Origin of the sequence: Streptomyces sp. NPDC085927 (assembly GCF_044540975.1) — a bacterium.
In the GTDB taxonomy this organism is placed as follows: Bacteria; Actinomycetota; Actinomycetes; order Streptomycetales; family Streptomycetaceae; genus Streptomyces; species Streptomyces hirsutus.
The window spans coordinates 172,337-187,864 of sequence record NZ_JBITSN010000005.1 but is presented as its reverse complement, the minus strand read 5'-3'; the positions used below and the strand labels follow the sequence as shown (position 1 = coordinate 187,864).

At 72.2% G+C, this 15,528-nt stretch carries 14 protein-coding genes and 1 pseudogene; 5 read left to right on the top strand and 10 right to left on the bottom strand.

Features of this window, described 5'->3' with window-relative positions; translation table 11 throughout:
• Nucleotides 1–148: 148 nt before the first annotated feature.
• Nucleotides 149–2,536 carry a SpoIIE family protein phosphatase gene (locus tag ACIF80_RS15440; RefSeq protein WP_399804405.1) on the top strand — a complete coding sequence of 796 codons (2,388 nt, stop codon included), beginning with the start codon at nucleotides 149–151 and terminating at the stop codon, nucleotides 2,534–2,536.
• Nucleotides 2,537–2,600: 64 nt separating this feature from the next.
• On the opposite strand, the gene ACIF80_RS15435 is transcribed toward ACIF80_RS15440, so the two are convergent.
• The 3 genes and pseudogenes from ACIF80_RS15435 to ACIF80_RS15425 all read right to left on the bottom strand — a co-directional run bounded on the left by ACIF80_RS15435 (nucleotide 2,601) and on the right by ACIF80_RS15425 (nucleotide 6,053).
• Entirely contained in the window at nucleotides 2,601–4,526 is a 1,926-nt protein-coding gene (locus ACIF80_RS15435; protein ID WP_399804403.1) for a ricin-type beta-trefoil lectin domain protein, read from the bottom strand.
• Between the two features lie 462 nt (nucleotides 4,527–4,988).
• A pseudogene (locus ACIF80_RS15430) lies at nucleotides 4,989–5,544 on the bottom strand (flavoprotein); the annotation flags it as partial.
• 23 nt (nucleotides 5,545–5,567) lie between these two features.
• Nucleotides 5,568–6,053: a nuclear transport factor 2 family protein gene (locus tag ACIF80_RS15425; protein ID WP_399804400.1), complete on the bottom strand. Its 486-nt coding sequence runs from the start codon at nucleotides 6,051–6,053 to the stop codon at nucleotides 5,568–5,570.
• A 215-nt stretch (nucleotides 6,054–6,268) separates the two neighbouring features.
• On the opposite strand from ACIF80_RS15425, the gene ACIF80_RS15420 reads away from it, so the two are divergent.
• Nucleotides 6,269–6,706: a nitroreductase family deazaflavin-dependent oxidoreductase gene (locus ACIF80_RS15420; RefSeq protein ID WP_399804397.1), complete on the top strand. Its 438-nt coding sequence runs from the start codon at nucleotides 6,269–6,271 to the stop codon at nucleotides 6,704–6,706.
• 264 nt (nucleotides 6,707–6,970) lie between these two features.
• Nucleotides 6,971–7,270: a DUF4235 domain-containing protein gene (locus ACIF80_RS15415; RefSeq protein WP_399805261.1), complete on the top strand. Its 300-nt coding sequence runs from the start codon at nucleotides 6,971–6,973 to the stop codon at nucleotides 7,268–7,270.
• A gap of 123 nt (nucleotides 7,271–7,393) precedes the next feature.
• Here ACIF80_RS15415 and ACIF80_RS15410 read toward each other — a convergent pair whose 3' ends face one another.
• Complete coding sequence (locus tag ACIF80_RS15410; RefSeq protein ID WP_055594353.1) at nucleotides 7,394–7,786, bottom strand: VOC family protein; 393 nt, start codon at nucleotides 7,784–7,786, stop codon at nucleotides 7,394–7,396.
• A 328-nt stretch (nucleotides 7,787–8,114) separates the two neighbouring features.
• Here ACIF80_RS15410 and ACIF80_RS15405 point away from each other — a divergent pair, with 328 nt between their 5' ends.
• Nucleotides 8,115–9,146: a 7-epi-alpha-eudesmol synthase gene (locus ACIF80_RS15405; RefSeq protein WP_399804394.1), complete on the top strand. Its 1,032-nt coding sequence runs from the start codon at nucleotides 8,115–8,117 to the stop codon at nucleotides 9,144–9,146.
• Between the two features lie 115 nt (nucleotides 9,147–9,261).
• Here the strand turns inward: ACIF80_RS15405 and ACIF80_RS15400 are convergent, their stop codons facing one another.
• From ACIF80_RS15400 to ACIF80_RS15380, 5 genes are read right to left on the bottom strand one after another with little or no spacing between them, the layout of a single operon-like run.
• Nucleotides 9,262–10,512, bottom strand: coding sequence for a cytochrome P450 (locus ACIF80_RS15400; RefSeq protein ID WP_399804392.1), 1,251 nt, complete (start codon nucleotides 10,510–10,512; stop codon nucleotides 9,262–9,264).
• Nucleotides 10,509–11,114 (bottom strand): ATP/GTP-binding protein, encoded by a 606-nt coding sequence (locus ACIF80_RS15395; RefSeq protein ID WP_055594350.1) that lies wholly within the window; start codon nucleotides 11,112–11,114, stop codon nucleotides 10,509–10,511. Before ACIF80_RS15395 ends, ACIF80_RS15400 begins: the two co-directional genes overlap by 4 nt.
• Nucleotides 11,095–11,466: a DUF742 domain-containing protein gene (locus ACIF80_RS15390; protein ID WP_399804389.1), complete on the bottom strand. Its 372-nt coding sequence runs from the start codon at nucleotides 11,464–11,466 to the stop codon at nucleotides 11,095–11,097. Before ACIF80_RS15390 ends, ACIF80_RS15395 begins: the two co-directional genes overlap by 20 nt.
• Entirely contained in the window at nucleotides 11,463–11,873 is a 411-nt protein-coding gene (locus tag ACIF80_RS15385) for a roadblock/LC7 domain-containing protein (RefSeq protein WP_055594348.1), read from the bottom strand. The genes ACIF80_RS15390 and ACIF80_RS15385 overlap by 4 nt, the downstream gene beginning before the upstream one ends.
• On the bottom strand, nucleotides 11,870–13,714 hold the full coding sequence (locus tag ACIF80_RS15380) for an ATP-binding protein (RefSeq protein WP_399804385.1): 1,845 nt from the start codon (nucleotides 13,712–13,714) through the stop codon (nucleotides 11,870–11,872). Before ACIF80_RS15380 ends, ACIF80_RS15385 begins: the two co-directional genes overlap by 4 nt.
• A 494-nt stretch (nucleotides 13,715–14,208) precedes the next feature.
• Between ACIF80_RS15380 and ACIF80_RS15375 the strand changes: the two genes are divergently transcribed.
• Nucleotides 14,209–14,526 (top strand): anti-sigma factor antagonist, encoded by a 318-nt coding sequence (locus ACIF80_RS15375; protein ID WP_399804382.1) that lies wholly within the window; start codon nucleotides 14,209–14,211, stop codon nucleotides 14,524–14,526.
• Nucleotides 14,527–14,536: 10 nt separating this feature from the next.
• Here the strand turns inward: ACIF80_RS15375 and ACIF80_RS15370 are convergent, their stop codons facing one another.
• Nucleotides 14,537–15,490 (bottom strand): ribose-phosphate diphosphokinase, encoded by a 954-nt coding sequence (locus ACIF80_RS15370; protein ID WP_399804379.1) that lies wholly within the window; start codon nucleotides 15,488–15,490, stop codon nucleotides 14,537–14,539.
• Nucleotides 15,491–15,528 lie beyond the last annotated feature (38 nt).

Here is a 15,528-nt window from a genome sequence, read left to right as displayed (position 1 = left end):
CCGTCTCGGGCGTCACTCCCGTCCCTCGTGTCCCGCCCGCGGCCTCCCGCCCGGACGGGGTTCCGGTCCACACCCGCCTCGGACGCACTAGGGTGGAACTCTGGCGATCGACCGGTTCACGGTGAGTGTGCGCGATGGAGTGGCGACGATGAGGGCGGACGACCCGTTCGACGATCCGGTGACGGCTCGGGCCGTCATCGCCGCCGACGGCACCGTCACCCGGTGGAACGAGGCCGCTCAGCGGCTGCTGGGCCACCGGGCCGAGGACGTGGTCGGCCGCCCTGCGGCCCGCCTGCTCGCCGACGGGGCGCAGCCGCCCCGGCCGCCGGCCGACACGCGTTGGAGCGGCACGCTCGCGCTCCGGCACCGGGACGGCGGCACCGTCACCGTGTGGCTGCTCGCCCACCGCGGCCGGCCGGAGGACGGTGAGACCGACGACTGGCTGGCCGTCACCCCGCTGCGGTCCGGCGACACCGACCCGGCCGACGATCCGCTGCTCTGGGCGGCCATGGTCCAGTCCCCTTGTGCCACCGTCGTCTTCGGCAAGGATCTGCGCCTGCACGGTGCCAACGACGCGATGGCGGAGCTCCTCGGGCTGCCGGCCACCCATCTGCGCGGTCTGCAGCCCGGCGACATCGGCGGCCGGCCCCGGGCCAGGGAGCTGGAGCAGCACATGCGCCAGGTGCTGCGGACGGGCCGGGGCCACGACGTGCAGACGCGTCTGCGGGTCCACGGAGAGAGCCACGAAGACGCCTGGCTGGCCCGGATCGCACCGGTCACCGACGACTCCGGCCGGATCGTCGGCGTCTGCGTGACGGCCCACGACTTCACCGAGCAGAACAGGGCACGGGCACGGCTGCAGCTGGTCAACGAGGCCAGCATACGTATCGGCACCACCCTCGACGTCACCCGGACGGCGCAGGAGCTGACGGAGGTCTGCGTCCCCGCGCTCGCCGACTTCGTCAGCGTCGACCTGCTCGAGCACGACCAGGGCGCCGACCCCGCCGGTCCGCTCACTCTGCCGGTCTCGCTGCGCCGGATCACCCACCGGTCCCGCACGGCGGGCGCCCCCGAGTCGGTCACCGACCCGGGCGAGGTGGTCGTCTACCCGGCCGCCGCGCCCCAGGCCGACTCCCTGATCGCCGGCCACAGCGTCGTCGCCTCGGTCCCCTCCGGTGATCTCGATCCGTGGCTCGCGGTCGACGAGGCCCACGCCCGGCAGGTCCGGGAGTTCGGTGTCCACTCGATCCTGTCCGTCCCCCTCCGGGCCCGCGGTGTCACTTTCGGTGTCGCGGCCTTCACCCGCTTCCGGCATCCCGAGCCCTTCACCCACGACGACGTACTGCTGGCCGAGGAGATCACCGCGCGTGCGGCCGTCTGCGTCGACAACGCCCGCCGCTACTCCCGCGAACGCGAGACGACCCTCACCCTCCAGCGCAGCCTGCTCCCCCGCGGCCTGCCCCGGACCGCGGCGGTGGACGCCGCCTCCCGGTACCTGCCGGCCGCGCGCACCGGTGTGGGCGGCGACTGGTTCGACGTGATCCCGCTGTCCGGGATGCGGGTGGCCATGGTGGTGGGGGACGTCGTCGGCCACGGCATCCAGGCGTCGGCGACGATGGGCCGGCTGCGTACGGCCGTCCGCACCCTCGCCGACATCGACCTGGCCCCGGAGGAGCTGCTCACCCACCTCGACGACCTGGTCCTGCATCTCTCGCACGAGTCGGGCGGCGACGCCGGCCCCGGCGAGGTCGGTGCGACCTGCCTCTACGCGGTGTACGACCCGGTGTCACGGCGCTGCACCCTGTCGAGGGCGGGGCATCCGCCACCGGTCCTGGTCCCGCCGGACGGCTCGGTCCGCATACTGGACATGCCGTCCGGGCCGCCGCTGGGCCTGGGCGGGCTGCCCTTCGAGTCCGTGGAGCTGGAACTGCCCGAGGGCAGTGTGCTGGGCTTCTACACGGACGGTCTCGTCGACGGCCGGGGAGGCGGCACGGACACGGACGCGGGCCCCCGCATGCTCTGCGACGCCCTGTCCCACGCGGCCTCCGGGGCTCTCGACGAGGCCTGCGACCGTGTTCTGCACGCCATGCTCCCTCCGGGTCCCGCCACGGCCGACGTGGCGCTGCTGCTGACCCGTACCCATGGGCTGCCGTCTTCCCGGGTGGCCACCTGGGACATCCCGGCCGACCCGGCACTCGTCGCGCCGGTCCGCAAGCGGGTCCTCGACCAGCTGGGCGTGTGGGAGCTGACCGACATGTCGTTCACCGTCGAGCTGGTGGTGAGCGAACTGGTCACCAACGCGATCCGCTACGGCGCTCCGCCGATCCGGCTCCGGCTGATCTGCGACGCGTCGACGCTGATCTGCGAGGTGTTCGACGCCAGCCACACCGCCCCGCACCTGCGCCGCGCCAAGACCTGGGACGAGGGCGGCCGGGGGTTGCTCCTGGTCGCCCAGCTCACCCGGCGGTGGGGCAGCAGACACACCGCCGAGGGCAAGACCATCTGGGCCGAGCTGGGGCCGGCGGAGGAACTGTGAACGGCCGGCCGGCGCGGTCCGCCCGGTCGTTCTTCCCGTCCTCGTCCCGGTCCCCTTCCTCGTCCTAGTTCCCTTCCTCGTTCCCGACGAGGTCCCAGGTGACGACCTTCACCTGGAGGTCGGGCTCCGAGGTGTCGATCGCCCAGCGCTGGGCGTCCGTGTCGTCGCGGGCCTTGAGGACGAGAGCGCCCGAGCCGTCGGTCGCGGCGGGCGCCAGACCCAGGTCCTGGCCGGAGCGGGGCACCAGGGTGCCCTGGACGGTGAAGTCGTAGCGCGCGCTGCCGGCGTCCTCCTGGGCCTCGCCGGTGCACCGGGCCAGGCGCACCGAGTAGCCGAGGCGGGAGTCCAGGCACAGGTCCGGTTCCGCGGCGCTGCGCAGCAGCCCGTCGGTCTCGTACGTCCACTGCTGGACCTTGCCCGCCGAGCAGGCGGTGAGCTCGGTCTCGGCGCCCGCGACCGCCCGGCCGCCGACGACACCGACGCACAGGCCGGAGGCGGTGTTGTGCAGCCGGCCGCGCAGGGCTCCCTTCGCCGCTTCTCCGGAACGGAACCACGACGGGTCGCCCGGCGGGCTGCCCACGGCGGCGCCGGAGGATTCGGAGGGGCGGTCGTCGCCCCGTGCGGCGGCGTCGTCGGAACCCCCCGCGGTCCACAGCACCAGCGGAAGGACGACCAGCCCGCTGACGGTGAGAATGCCGGCGGCGAGGTTGCGCCGACGCGCGGCCCGGCGGGCGGCCTTCCGGGCGACACGGGAACCGGCGCGCAGCACGGCACCGCGAGGACCGGTACGGGAGGGCGCGCGCCGTCGGGAGCGGGCACCGGACCGGGAGGCCGTGCGCGCGGAGGTGGCCGGGGCGGAGATGGCCGGGGCCGCCGCGGCCGGAGCGGTGCCCGGTATCGGGGGCACCGTGGGGGCCGCGGGGACGGGGGGCGCGGTGCGAGGCGTCTCGGTGGGGAGGGGCGGGACCGGGGTCCCCTCGTCCGCGAACGACTCGCCCGCCACCGCCGGGGGTTCGCCCGCGGGCCCGGCGAACGGATCGCCCACCGTGTCCGGGCGTCCGTCGGCGGGGCCGGAGAACGCCGCACCGATGACGCCCTCGGGCGACGGCCGCTCCTCGGCGGCCGGCTCGTCGGTGACGACGGCCGCCCGTGCCCTGCTCTCCGTGTACTCCCGTGCGCTCCAGCCCAGGACCGCCTCCGCCAGGGCCGTACCGAGCCCACCGGCGAAGCAGGCGAGCTGGTCCGCCGCGTGCCGGCAGTGGGTGCAGTTCTCCAGGTGGGTGCGCAGGTCCGGGTCGGTTTCGGTGCCCGCGCGCCGGTAGGCCACCTCCAGCAGGCGCAGATAGCTTCGGCACTCCTGGTCGGGGGCGAGTTCCCCGTGGAGCTGGAGGACTTCGTCGCGCAACCGCTCCTGGGCGCGGCGCAGTTCGATGCGGGCGCCCTCCTCGTCCAGGGCGAGCAGCCCGGCGGGGACGTGGAGCGGTTCGGACTCGACCTCGGTGTGCCACAGCAGACAGCGCGCGGACTGCGGCAGTCGCCGGAACGCCCCTGACAGCAGGCGTCGTTCGGGCGGCGGCAGCAGCCGTGCGACCGGCCGTCGGCCGTCGTCGGAGGCGGTGGTGGAGGCGGTGGTGGCGAGACCGGGGTGGAGCATGTCGCGCCGGTGGTCGCCGTCCCACTCCGCTGCGATCCGGCGCACCGTGACGAGGAGTCGGGGACGCCATGCGGAACTCGGGCCGTTGCGCCGCAGGGTCTCTCCGAAGAGCCGGGTGAACGCGGCGGTGGTGAGCATCCCGGCGGAACGGGGACCGTCGGTGCACAGCCGGGCATAGCCGAAGACCGACTCCCAGTGCCGGTCGAGGAGTTCGCCGACGGGGTGCAGTGCGGGGGTGGCTCCCGTCCACTTCCGCAACTCGTCACCCAGTTGTTCGTCCGTCACGTCGAACGCGGCGGCCGGGGCCGGGAAATTCGACAGGCCGGTGTCCTTCACGGATGCAATCCTCTCGGGAACGCGCGGGATAAAGTCCGAACCAGCGGACCCGGGACCTCGCCGACGATACAGCGGAAGCCCGCCCGTAGAGGATCCGGTATCTCGAACATCCACCCGGAGCAGCCCTTTTGGAGCCCGGTGGCATGTCGGAGCGGCCTCGTGCACGCCAGGACAAAAGGCATTGCCCGCGTGCCCGCACGACCCACTTTTGCACAGGCCAACGACCTGGAACAAGAGAGTCCACGGTTTCCCGCATTCCCCGGTCGACTGCCGCCTTTTGACATCGTGTCAATGAGATTCGAGCCGCTTAATTCACGCGCCCAATCATCCGATTCGACGGCCGGTGTCCGAAAAGGCAATGCGGACGCGCGCCGCGCGGCCCCTCCGTTCCCGGGTGCGCGTGTACGCGTGTGCGGGTCTGCGTGTCCGGGTGCGCACGGGATCACCCGGTGCCGGTCGCGCTCATCCCGGCCGTACGAGGTCCAGGGCCCGCTCCCAGGGGAACTCGGGCCGGCCGCCGTCCGGCGCCGCCTCCCCGGCGTACGGGGCGCCGAAGCGGACGCCCATCGCGGTGAGCCGCTCCAGGCTGTCCCGGTAGGCGGGGTGGGCGGCCAGGGCGGTGCCGACACACGGCAGGACGGCGATCGGCACGTCGAGCCCCGCGGCCTCGCACAGGGTGCCCAGCGCGAGGGTGTCGGCGATTCCGGCCGCCCATTTGTTGACGGTGTTGAAGGCGGCGGGCGCGACCACCACCGCGTCGGGCCCGGGGAAGGGGCGCGGTTCGCCGGGGGTGCGCCAGGCGATTGGGGTCTCCCCTGGTCGAACGGAGTTGAGAGCTTGGGGAATGATCGGCCTGCCGGTCTGCGCGCGGACCGCGACGGCGTCGAAGAACCCGTTCATGGCGACGGGTGTCGCGATGACGCCGACCTCCCAGCCCTGCTCCCGCGGCGGTGATCAGCTTGCTGACGTCCGCGGCGACACCGGCGGCGCAGACGACGACGTGGAGGAAGGGCTTGGGGCCTGTTCGGTCACCCGGAAAGCCTACGACCCGGCCGGCGGCCGCGGTACGAAGGCGCGGTGCACGGAGAGGCTGTCCTCGTGGACGTGGTGGCGGACGACCAGGCCGTCCCGCACGGTGAGCAGCAGGGCGAAGCGGGCGCGGTAGGGGCGTCCGGTGGGCCGGGGGGTCTGCCGGATCTCGCCGAACACCACCGCGTCGTCGCCGTCGACCAGGATGCGCTCGATCTCGGTGGCGGCCGCGTCGGGCACGTGGTGGGCGGCCAGTTCCCGGTAGTGGGCGGCGGCGTCGGCGCGGGTGACCCGGTGGCGGATCCAGGGAGTCGCGGTGCTGCCGTGCTCGTCCTGTGGCCAGTCGAGTTGCCAGTCGCAGGGATCGGCGTACAGCTCGGCGATGCGGTCCGGGTCGCCGTGGCCGATCCGGCGCAGCAGTTCCTCCACGGTGGCGCGGGTGCCGGTGGGCGGGGCGGTACGGGCCGGGGCGGCCGGGGTCGGCGTGGGCTCGGTCATGACGGGGGTCTCCTGGATCCGGGGTGGGCCGAGTTCAAGGGATTCGGTCCGGGGAACGGTCATGACTGTGCCGTGGACACGCCGAGGACGCCATGACGTCGGAGGTCATGTGCGGTCCGGTCGACACTGGTACGGAACGAGCTGATCCACATGGCCCCACGGCCGTCCCGGAGTCCGGGCCGGCCACGGGCCGCGACAACGACGGGACGGATGGCATGCCTCTTCAGGGCGAGTACGAGCCCAGCCCCACGCAGTGGGTGCGCGAGCAGGTGGAACTGTACGAGAGCTCCGGCGGCACCGAGGGGACCACCCTGCAGGGCAGGCCGGTGGTGCTGCTGACCACGCGGGGAGCCAGGAGCGGCAAGCTGCGGAAGACCCCGGTGATGCGTGTCGAGCACAAGGGACGCTACGCGGTGGTGGCCTCGCTGGGCGGAGCACCCCGGCATCCGGTCTGGTACCACAACCTCAAGGCCGATCCCCAGGTGGAACTGCGGGACGAGCAGGTCCTGCGGGACATGACGGCCCGTGAGGTGACCGGGGAGGAGAAGGCGGAGTGGTGGGAGCGGGCCGTCGCGGCGTTCCCCCCGTACGCCGAGTACCAGGAGAAGACGGACCGGGCGATCCCGGTCTTCGTGCTGGAGCCGCGCGACTAGGGCCTCTCGCCCGGCTCAGGCCGGGGAGAGACCCGGGGGCCCGGCCGAATTTTCTTCGGTTCGGTGCGCATGACACCCCGGTCGGCGGGCACCCGCCGTTCAGGCCCCGCCGCGTTCCCCCGTCGCGGCGGGGCTCACCCCTGCCGCCACACCATGGGGGATTGCCCCGGTCGGGCCCGGTCGGGCCGTGCGGAGGGCGGAAAACGGGGAACGTGGGGCACAGGAACTTTCCTATCGCCTGTACCGACCTGGGAGATCCACGTGGTGAAGAAGAAGAGCAAGAGGAAGCTGCCCCTGGCGTACAAGCCCGTGGGGTTCGCGTTGGGCTGGACGAGTGGCACCGTGGCGGGGCTCGCGTTCCAGAAGACGTGGAAGCTGATCCGGCACGAGGACGACGCCCCCGACGCGCTGGACCGGGACCGCCGATGGGGCGAGATCCTGCTGGCCGCGGCGATCCAGGGCGCCATCTTCGCGGTGGTGCGCAGTGCCGTGAACCGCGCGGGCGCCAAGGCCATCGAACGCTCGACGGGCTCCTGGCCCGCCCAGGAGAAGGGGAGCGCCTGACCGGGCCCCTCCTCCACCGCATGAAGCCCCCGGCGCCTCTGCGCGCCGGGGCGCGGCCCTCGAAGAGTCCCGGCCGGCCCCGAGGGGCCGGTGGCCCCGGTGGGTCCGGCCGTTCGGCGGGTGTCAGCCCAGCTTCGGTGCCACCGGGACATCGCAGCGCACGGTGAAGGAGTGCCCGGCCGGGTCGGCGTAGCCGCGTTCCTCCAGGGGGCCCGTGGCGTCCTTCGTCTCCACCGGGCGGCCGCCGAGACCCACGATCAGACGTTCCACGGCGTCCAGGTCGTCGACCACGAACTCCAGGTGCGCCTGGAGCGAGTTCTCGGGACGCGGCCAGCTCGGCGCGGTGGCGTTGGTGTCACGGCGCAGCGCCAGCCGGAAGCCGTCGGCGGCCCGGATCTCCACCCGGTTGGCCTGGGCGTCCACCACCTCCGCCGCCAGCAACTCGCGGTAGAACTCGGCGAGCTTCTCGGGTTCGGCACAGTCGAGCACCACCACTCCCGCAGGCACGGTCGGCATGTCTCCTCCACAGGGTCCGGGGTCCGTCCACGGGCCGGGGCGGCTCCCCTGCCCGTACTGGGCACCTGTCCCGTTTCTGCGGATTCAATCAGCTACAAGTACGGTAACTCCTGGGGCATTTGGGAGAACATGCACCTCAAGTGCCGTGTTCAGTAACGGATATCACGACGGGCATCCTGTGTAGATCATCTAGGATCTGGGCAGCCTCGTTCCGCTTGCCTGTTCAACTTTCGTGCGGTGAAGTCGAGTTCGAGTGCGCGGGCCGTTTCCGCGACGGCCCGCTCGCAGGGCGGGGGGACTCTGCGTTCCGTCTCCCGAAAGGAAGCACATGTCTCAGGACGTCCGGTTCGACCTTCCCTTCAACACCCCGGTCAGTGAGCATCTGGAGTACGCGCGGGCGCGTCATCTGCGCTGGGTGTGGGACATGGGACTGGTGCGCAGCCGGGCCGGGTTCGACGAGTACCGCTCCTGGGACCTGCCGCAGGCCGCTGCCCGCACCTATCCGTACGCCTCGGCCGAGGACATGGTCGTCCTGATGAACTGGTTCTCACTGGCGTTCCTGTTCGACGACCAGTTCGACGCCGGGCGGCCGGACCGGGCGGATGTGGTGGCCGACGTGGCGCGGGAGCTCATCGTCACCCCGCTGCGGCCTGCGGGGAGCACGCCCCGGGTGGTCTGCCCGATCACAGTGGCCTGGGCGCAGGTCTGGGAACGCCTCTCGGATGGCATGTCCCTGACCTGGCAGACCCGGTTCGCCGCGTCCTGGGGCCGGTTCCTGGTGGCCCACTGCGAGGAGGTCGACCTGGCGGCCCGCGGGCTGACCGGGACGCTCGGCCTCGACGAGTACGCCGTGTTCCGGCGCCGTACCGTCGGCATCCACCACAGTATCGACGCCGGTGAACGCAGCCGCGGCTTCGAGGTGCCGGCGCGGGCGATGGCCCATCCCCTGATGGAGCGGATGCGTGATCTGGCCGCGGACACCATCGGGTTCATGAACGACATCCACTCCTTCGAGCGGGAGCGGCGCCGCGGCGACGGCCACAACCTGATAGCCGTACTGCACCGGGAGCGCGGCTGCTCGTGGGAGGAGGCCGCGGCCGAGGCGTACCGCATGACGACCGCCTGCCTGGACGAGTACCTGGAGCTCGAGGCACGGGTGCCCCGCATGTGCGACGAACTCGGGCTCGACGCGGACGAGCGCGGGCGGGTGGACAAGGGCGTGCAGGCCATCCAGCACTGGATCGAGGGCAACTACGAGTGGGCCCTGACCAGCGGCCGGTACGCGGCGTCGAAGGAGGGCGAGGTGGCCACGGCCGAGCAGGCGGGCCGCGGCTCGGTCGACGATCTGCTGACCGTGTGACCGGGCGTGCTGCCCGGCCCCGTGGCCGGGTTGGGCAGCACGCCCGGGCAGCACGGCCGGGCACGGTGGCCGGCGCGGCGGCCGGTCACGCCGGCCGTTGCGGCGCCGCCCGGTGTCAGGTGCTGAACTCGACCGGCAGGCGGTCCAGTCTGGTCTCCCAGGTGGAGGCGGTCGAGGACAGCTCGTCCGGCGGCACCGCCAGGCGCAGGTCCCGCAGCCGGTGCAGCAGGACGTCCACGGCGATCTCGATGACGGCCTGGCCGATGTTCTGGCCGGGGCATTCGTGCGGTCCCCCGCTGAACGCCAGATGCGACTGGTTGCCCTGTACGGACACCCCGGAGTCCGGGCGGATCTCCGGGTCCCTGTTGCCCGCCGCGAGGCCCAGGACCAGCAGATCGCCCTCCTGGACCCGGTGACCGCCGATCTCCAGGTCGCTGGTGGCGAACCGGCCGGGCAGCACCGCGAGCGGCGGGCTGTTCCACATGACCTCCTCGACGACCGCGGAGATGTTCAGCCGGCCGCTGATCAGCCCGGACAGCCGGGCGGTGTCGGTGAGGACCAGCTGGAGCACCCGGGCGAGCAGGTTGCTGGTGGTGGTGTGGCCGGCGATCAGCACCAGGCGCAGATGGCTGACCACCTCCTCCTCGTCGAGCCGGGCGGGGTGCGCCAGCAGGGCGGTGGTGAGGTCGCTGCCGGGTTCGGACCGCTTGCGGACGACGAGCGCGCCGAGGATCTCCTGGATGCGGCTGTCGTGCGTGACCGCGTCCTCGCCGCCCTTGAGGACCTGGGCGCACGACTCGACCAGGTCGCGTCCCTCGGCCTCGGGCAGCCCCAGGACGCGGGTGATCACCAGCATCGGCAGGTACTCGGCGTAGTCGCTCACCAGATCGGCGCGGCCGGTGTCCGCGAAGGCGTCGATCTCCTTGTTCGCGAAGTGCGTGGCGTGCCGGCGGATGCCTCGGCCGGCCGCGGCCTGGAGTCCGTCGGTGACGGCTCCGCGCAGCCTCCGGTGCGGCTCGCCGTCCTGGGAGACGCAGTCGGGGCGCCAGCCGAGCATCGGGACCAGCGGTGAGGTGTCCGCGACCCGCCCGTCGCGCTGGTCGCGCCAGATCCGGGCGTCCCGGGTGAACTGGCGGGGGTTGTCGAGCACCCGCCGGATGTCCCGGTAGCCCAGCACCAGCCAGGCCGGTACGTCGCCCTCCAGGAGCACCGGCGCCACCGACCCGTGTTCCTTGCGCAGCCGTTCCTGGACGCCGGCCGGGCCGGTGGCCAGGTCCGGCCCGTACAGCCGGGCGGGGTCCGCGCCGTGGTGGGCGACGGGGCAGCCGCGGGCGGCGCCGGGAGTGTTCGCGGCCGGGTCGTTCATCGGGACTCCACGGCCGCGGCCGAGCGGTCCCGCAGGTGGTGGATGAGGGTGACGAGCACGTCGCGGCTGGCGGACCGGTCGCGGGCGTCGAAGGCGACGACCGGGATGTGTCCGGGGATGTCCAGAGCGTCCCGGATCTCGTCCACCGGATAGTCCTTGGAGTCGGGGAAGACGTTGAGGGCGATGACGAAGGGCACGTTCTGCCGTTCCATCTCCTCGATCGCCCGGAAACTGGAGGCCAGCCGCCGGGTGTCGACCAGGACGACCGCGCCGAGCGCCCCCTTGAACAGCCCGTTCCACAGGAACCAGAACCGCTCCTGGCCGGGCGTGCCGAACAGGTACAGCACCAGGCTGTCGTTGATGCCGATCTTGCCGAAGTCCAGGCTGACCGTGGTCTCCGTCTTGTCGGCGACACCGATGAGCCGGTCGACGTCGGCGCTGGCCTGGGTGAGGGTCTCCTCGGTGGTGAGCGGCTTGATGTCGCTGACCGACCGGACCATCGTGGTCTTTCCGGTACCGAAGCCGCCGGCGATCATCACCTTCACCGAGCGGGTGTCCCCGGCCGTATGCCGGCCGGCTTGGTCAAAGCCTTTCAAGTCCACTGAGTACCTCCTCAAGGAGCGCGAGGTCGGGCCCGCGGCCGGCGTCGTGAGCCGGAATGGGGTCACGGGTTTCGACGCGGCCTCCGTCCAGCAGGTCCGACAGCAGTACGGCGAGAATGTTGAACGGCAGCCCGAGATGGGCGCCGAGTTCGGCCGCGGAGAGCGGTTCACGGCAGCGCCGGATGATCTCCTCGTGCTCGTGCTGCATCCCCGGGACGGGGTCCGAGCGGGAGACGACGAGGGTCGCCACGTCGAGACTCGACGCCGAACCGCCCGGTCCGCTGCGCCCTCCGGTGAGGACGTAGTAGCGCTCGAGACCGGACGGGTCCGACGGCCGGCGGGGACCACTCATCCAGAGTGCTCCTCCTGGCGCACAGTGGTGCCGAGCAGCTCACCCATCCTGCGGGCGAGGTCCCTCATCTGGTGTCCGAGCAGGCCCTGGTCCAGGCCCTCGCGGGCGAGGACGCCGAGGTAGGTCTCCACGCCCGCCCGGACCACGAAGAGGTGGCCGCCGTCGACCTCGATCATCGCCAGCCGCAGTTGCCCCGCGTAGGCGGGGAACTGTTCGGCGACCGGCTGGGCCAGTGCCTGCAGGCCGGCGACCACGGCCGCGAAGCGGTCCACGTCGTCGGGGTCCTCCGCCCCGAAGGAGGTGATGGCCTTGCCGTCGCTGGAGGCCACAAGGGCGAAGCGGATCTCCTGGATGCTCTCGACGAGATCGCGGAGCGCCCAGCTCACGTCGTTTCCCTGGTGTGTCATGGGGTGTGGTCGCTCTCCTCGGTGCGGTGCTTCGTGTACTCACGTCCTGCGGGGGTGCCACCGGCGGCCGCCCCGGGCGCCGCGCCGGTGTCGCGCTCTGCGGATTCGCGTTCGCCCGCGTCGCGCCCCGCGATGTCGCGGCCGGCGGTGGCGAAGGCCGCGAGTCCGGTGAAGGACGCGTCCGGTGGTACGGCGGCGACGGTGTTCCGCTCGCCGTGCCCGGGCCGTCCGGTCTGCCGCGGCTCCGTCTCGGCCCGCCTGCTGCTGCGGCGCCGGGGCAGCCCGCCGGGCGTGGTGTCCACCGCCCCGGCGGACTCGGGGGACGTGCCGGAGCCGGGTGCCTCGGCGGAGTCGGCCGGCCAGAGGTCGGCCTCCCCGTCGTCGGTGACCGCGGTCCACGGCAGGACGGGCGTCGCGGCGGGCACCCCCGCGGCGGTGGCTGCCGCGGCCTCGGTGGCCGTGGGCAGCGGGCTGAAGTACTTGTGCGGTACGACGACCACCACCGAGGTGCCGAGCCAGGGCGAGTCGGCGAAGGTGACGCGGATGCCGTAGCGGCGGGCGAGGACGCCGACGACCCGCAGGCCGATGTTCGCGTCCTCGGTGATGCCTCCGATGCCCGCGCCGGGCGCGGTGCCCGCGAGGGCGTGCTCGGCCTCGCGCTTCTTCTCCTCGCTCAGGCCCTTGCCGGAGTCCTGGATCTCGATGCCGACGCCGTTCGGGACCTCCTTGCCGGAGACCACCACGGGCTCGGTGGGCGGTGAGTAGCGCGCCGCGTTGTCCAGCAGGTGGGCGAAGATCAGCGTGAGATGGTCCACCAGACCGCCGTCGACGCCGAGTTCGGGAAGCCGGCGCAGCTGGACGCGGTGGAAGTCCTTGATCCGGCCGATGCCGCCGCGCATCACGCTCAGCAGCCGCTGCGGCTCCTGCCACTGCCTGCCCGGCCGGTCCGAGCCGCCGAGGACGCCGACGCTGGCGGCGAGACAGTCTGCGGGGCCGATCTCCTGGTCGAGTTCCATCAGGCCCCGGGCGACGGCCGGGAGGCGGCCGTGCTCCCCCTGCATCTCGTGCAGTCGGCCACGGAGTTTGCTGGTCAGCACGTGGATGCGGTTGCCGATGCTGATGACGGCCTGCTCGGCGGAGGTGGAGCGGTCGAACTCCTCCTCGAGCGCCATCAGGGAGATCCGCAGTATCTTGCGCAGTTCGGCCTGGAGTTCGGCGCCGACTTCGGCGCACTGCTGGACGCTCGGCAGCAGGTCGTCGATGGCGTCACCGTCGCGCAGGCGCTCGATCGCCTCGGGCAGCTGCTCGTCGGCGAGCCGGGCCACCGCGGCGAGCTGATGCGCCAGCCGCTCCTCCATGGCTTCGGCCTGCTCGGTGACCCGGGCCTCGTGGCGCTCGGTCAGTCCGGTCAGTCGTGCTTCGAACTCCTGGGACTGTTCGGCGAGTTGCCTCTCGTGGGCGGTACTCCGCTCGGTGAGGATCCGTTCGTGCGCGGCGTTCCGCTCGGTGAACCGCTCCTCCTGGGCGGTGCGCTCGGCGGCGAAGTCCCGTTCCAGGCCCGCCGCCTGCTCCCGCCATTGCAGTGACTTCTGCGACTGCTCGACCTGCGCGGCACGGAGGGCTTCCTCGGCCCGGAACAGCCGGGTACGGGTACGGAGCAGCAGCCGTACGCACCACGCGCCGGCCGCGGTGGCGACGGCGCCGGCGACGGCGGCCGTTATTCGCTCCGAGCTCATGAACGTGGCGGCGATCGTCCCGCCGCCCAGGCCCAGCGGCATCAGCCACCAGCTGTACCAGGCGGCAGGAGGCCGCGCCGCCGGTGGCAAAGTGGCGAGTTCCATCTGCATCCTTCGAAGCAACACGATCAGACATGGGGGTGTGCAAGGGGACCGCACTCATGGGTACGTATCGCGAATCGACGCAGCGCGATCACTTCAACTCGCGGCGTCGACAAGGAGCTTATCGGTTCCGACCGCAAAAGGATCAAGTTCGGCAGGTGGCGGAAGTGAGGGTTCCGTCACGCCCGTGAGGAGAGGCGGCAAGGACAAGTGGCTTGATTGGTCTGGGGAGTTGAGCGTTCAGGCAGGTCCTGGGTCACCCGTGACCGCACCGCGCGGCACCGGACTGGCCAGATCCGCAAGAACTCGATCGCAATTCAAAGACATATGACGATCAAACATGCCCACATCCATGCGCCCGGGGGTAACTTGCAGTGCGGGGACCGGCGTTGGGGACCGGTCCGTGCACGAAGCAGGCTGGAGGCGATGACGTGGCGCGGCACCGACCTGCACCGCCGAGCCGGTTTCTCCGCGTCCTTCAGGACCGGGGGCACACGGTGCTGGAGTTCCGCGGCGAGATCGACATCGTCGCGGAGGTGGAGGTCGTCCCGCACCTGGACGCGGCGACCTCGGACCCGAAGTGCCGCGTCGTGATCGATCTGGCCCGGGTCGAGTTCCTGGACGCCTCCGGTCTGCGCCTGCTGTACCGCGCCCGGCAGCGGGTCCTGGAGCAGCACGGCAGTCTGCACCTGGTGTGCACCGACGCGCTGACCCTGCGGGTGCTGCGGATCACCGGCCTGGCCCGGCTGCTGCCTCCGCGGCCGACCCTGGACGCGGTCCTGGACCGGCCCGGGTCCGCGCCGGACCCGGTGTGACGAGCGAGTGCTATTCGGTCGGCGGCGCGTCGAACAGGGCGCTCACGGACTCACCGTTGTGAATGCGCCGTACCGCCTCGGCGAGCGCCGGGGCGATGGACAGGACCCGCAGCTTGTCCGTGTGCTCCTCGGCGGGCACCGGGACGGTGTTGGTGCACACGATCTCCAGCACGTCGGGCTGCTCCCCCAGCCGCTTGAGCGCCCCGGCCGCGAACAGGCCGTGGGTGCACGCCACTCGGATCGAGCGGGGGCCCAGTTCCCGTAGCCGGTCGAGCAGTTCGAGCACCGTGCTGCCCTTGGCGATCTCGTCGTCCAGGACGATGACGTCCCGCCCGGCGACCTCGCCGATGACGGAACTGATCCGCACCCGGTCGTCGGCGAACCGCTGTTTCGCCCCGGCCGCGACCTGCGCTCCGATGAGACGGGCGAACGCCGCCGCCTCCTTCGCGTTGCCCAGGTCGGGCGAGACGACGGTGGTGCGGCTGAGGTCGTACTGCCTGAAGTGCGACGCGAGTTCGCGCAGCGCGTGCAGATGGTCGACGGGCACCGAGAAGAATCCGTGCACCTGCGGTGCGTGCAGGGTCATCGCCAGGACGCGGCTCGCTCCGGCCGCCACCAGGAGGTCCGCGACCAGCCGTCCGCCCATGGAGATGCGCGGGGCGTCCTTCTTGTCGGAGCGGGCGTAGGAATAGTGCGGCATCACGACGGTGATCCGGGAGGCGGACGCCCCACGGGCCGCGTCGCACATCAGGAGCAGCTCCACGAGGTGTTCCTGCACCGGCCTGACCAGCGGCTGCACCAGAAACACGTCGCGCTCGCGGCAGTTGGCCAGCAGCTGCACCTCCAGACAGTCGTTGGCGAACCGGCTGGTCCGGACGGGGCTGAGCGGCACGCCGAGATGCGTGCAGACCTCCGCCGCCAGTTCCGGATGGGCGCTGCCGCTGAACACGGCGATGTCTCGCACGGGTCGGCTCCTCGAATGATCATGTCGGCCGGAGGGCT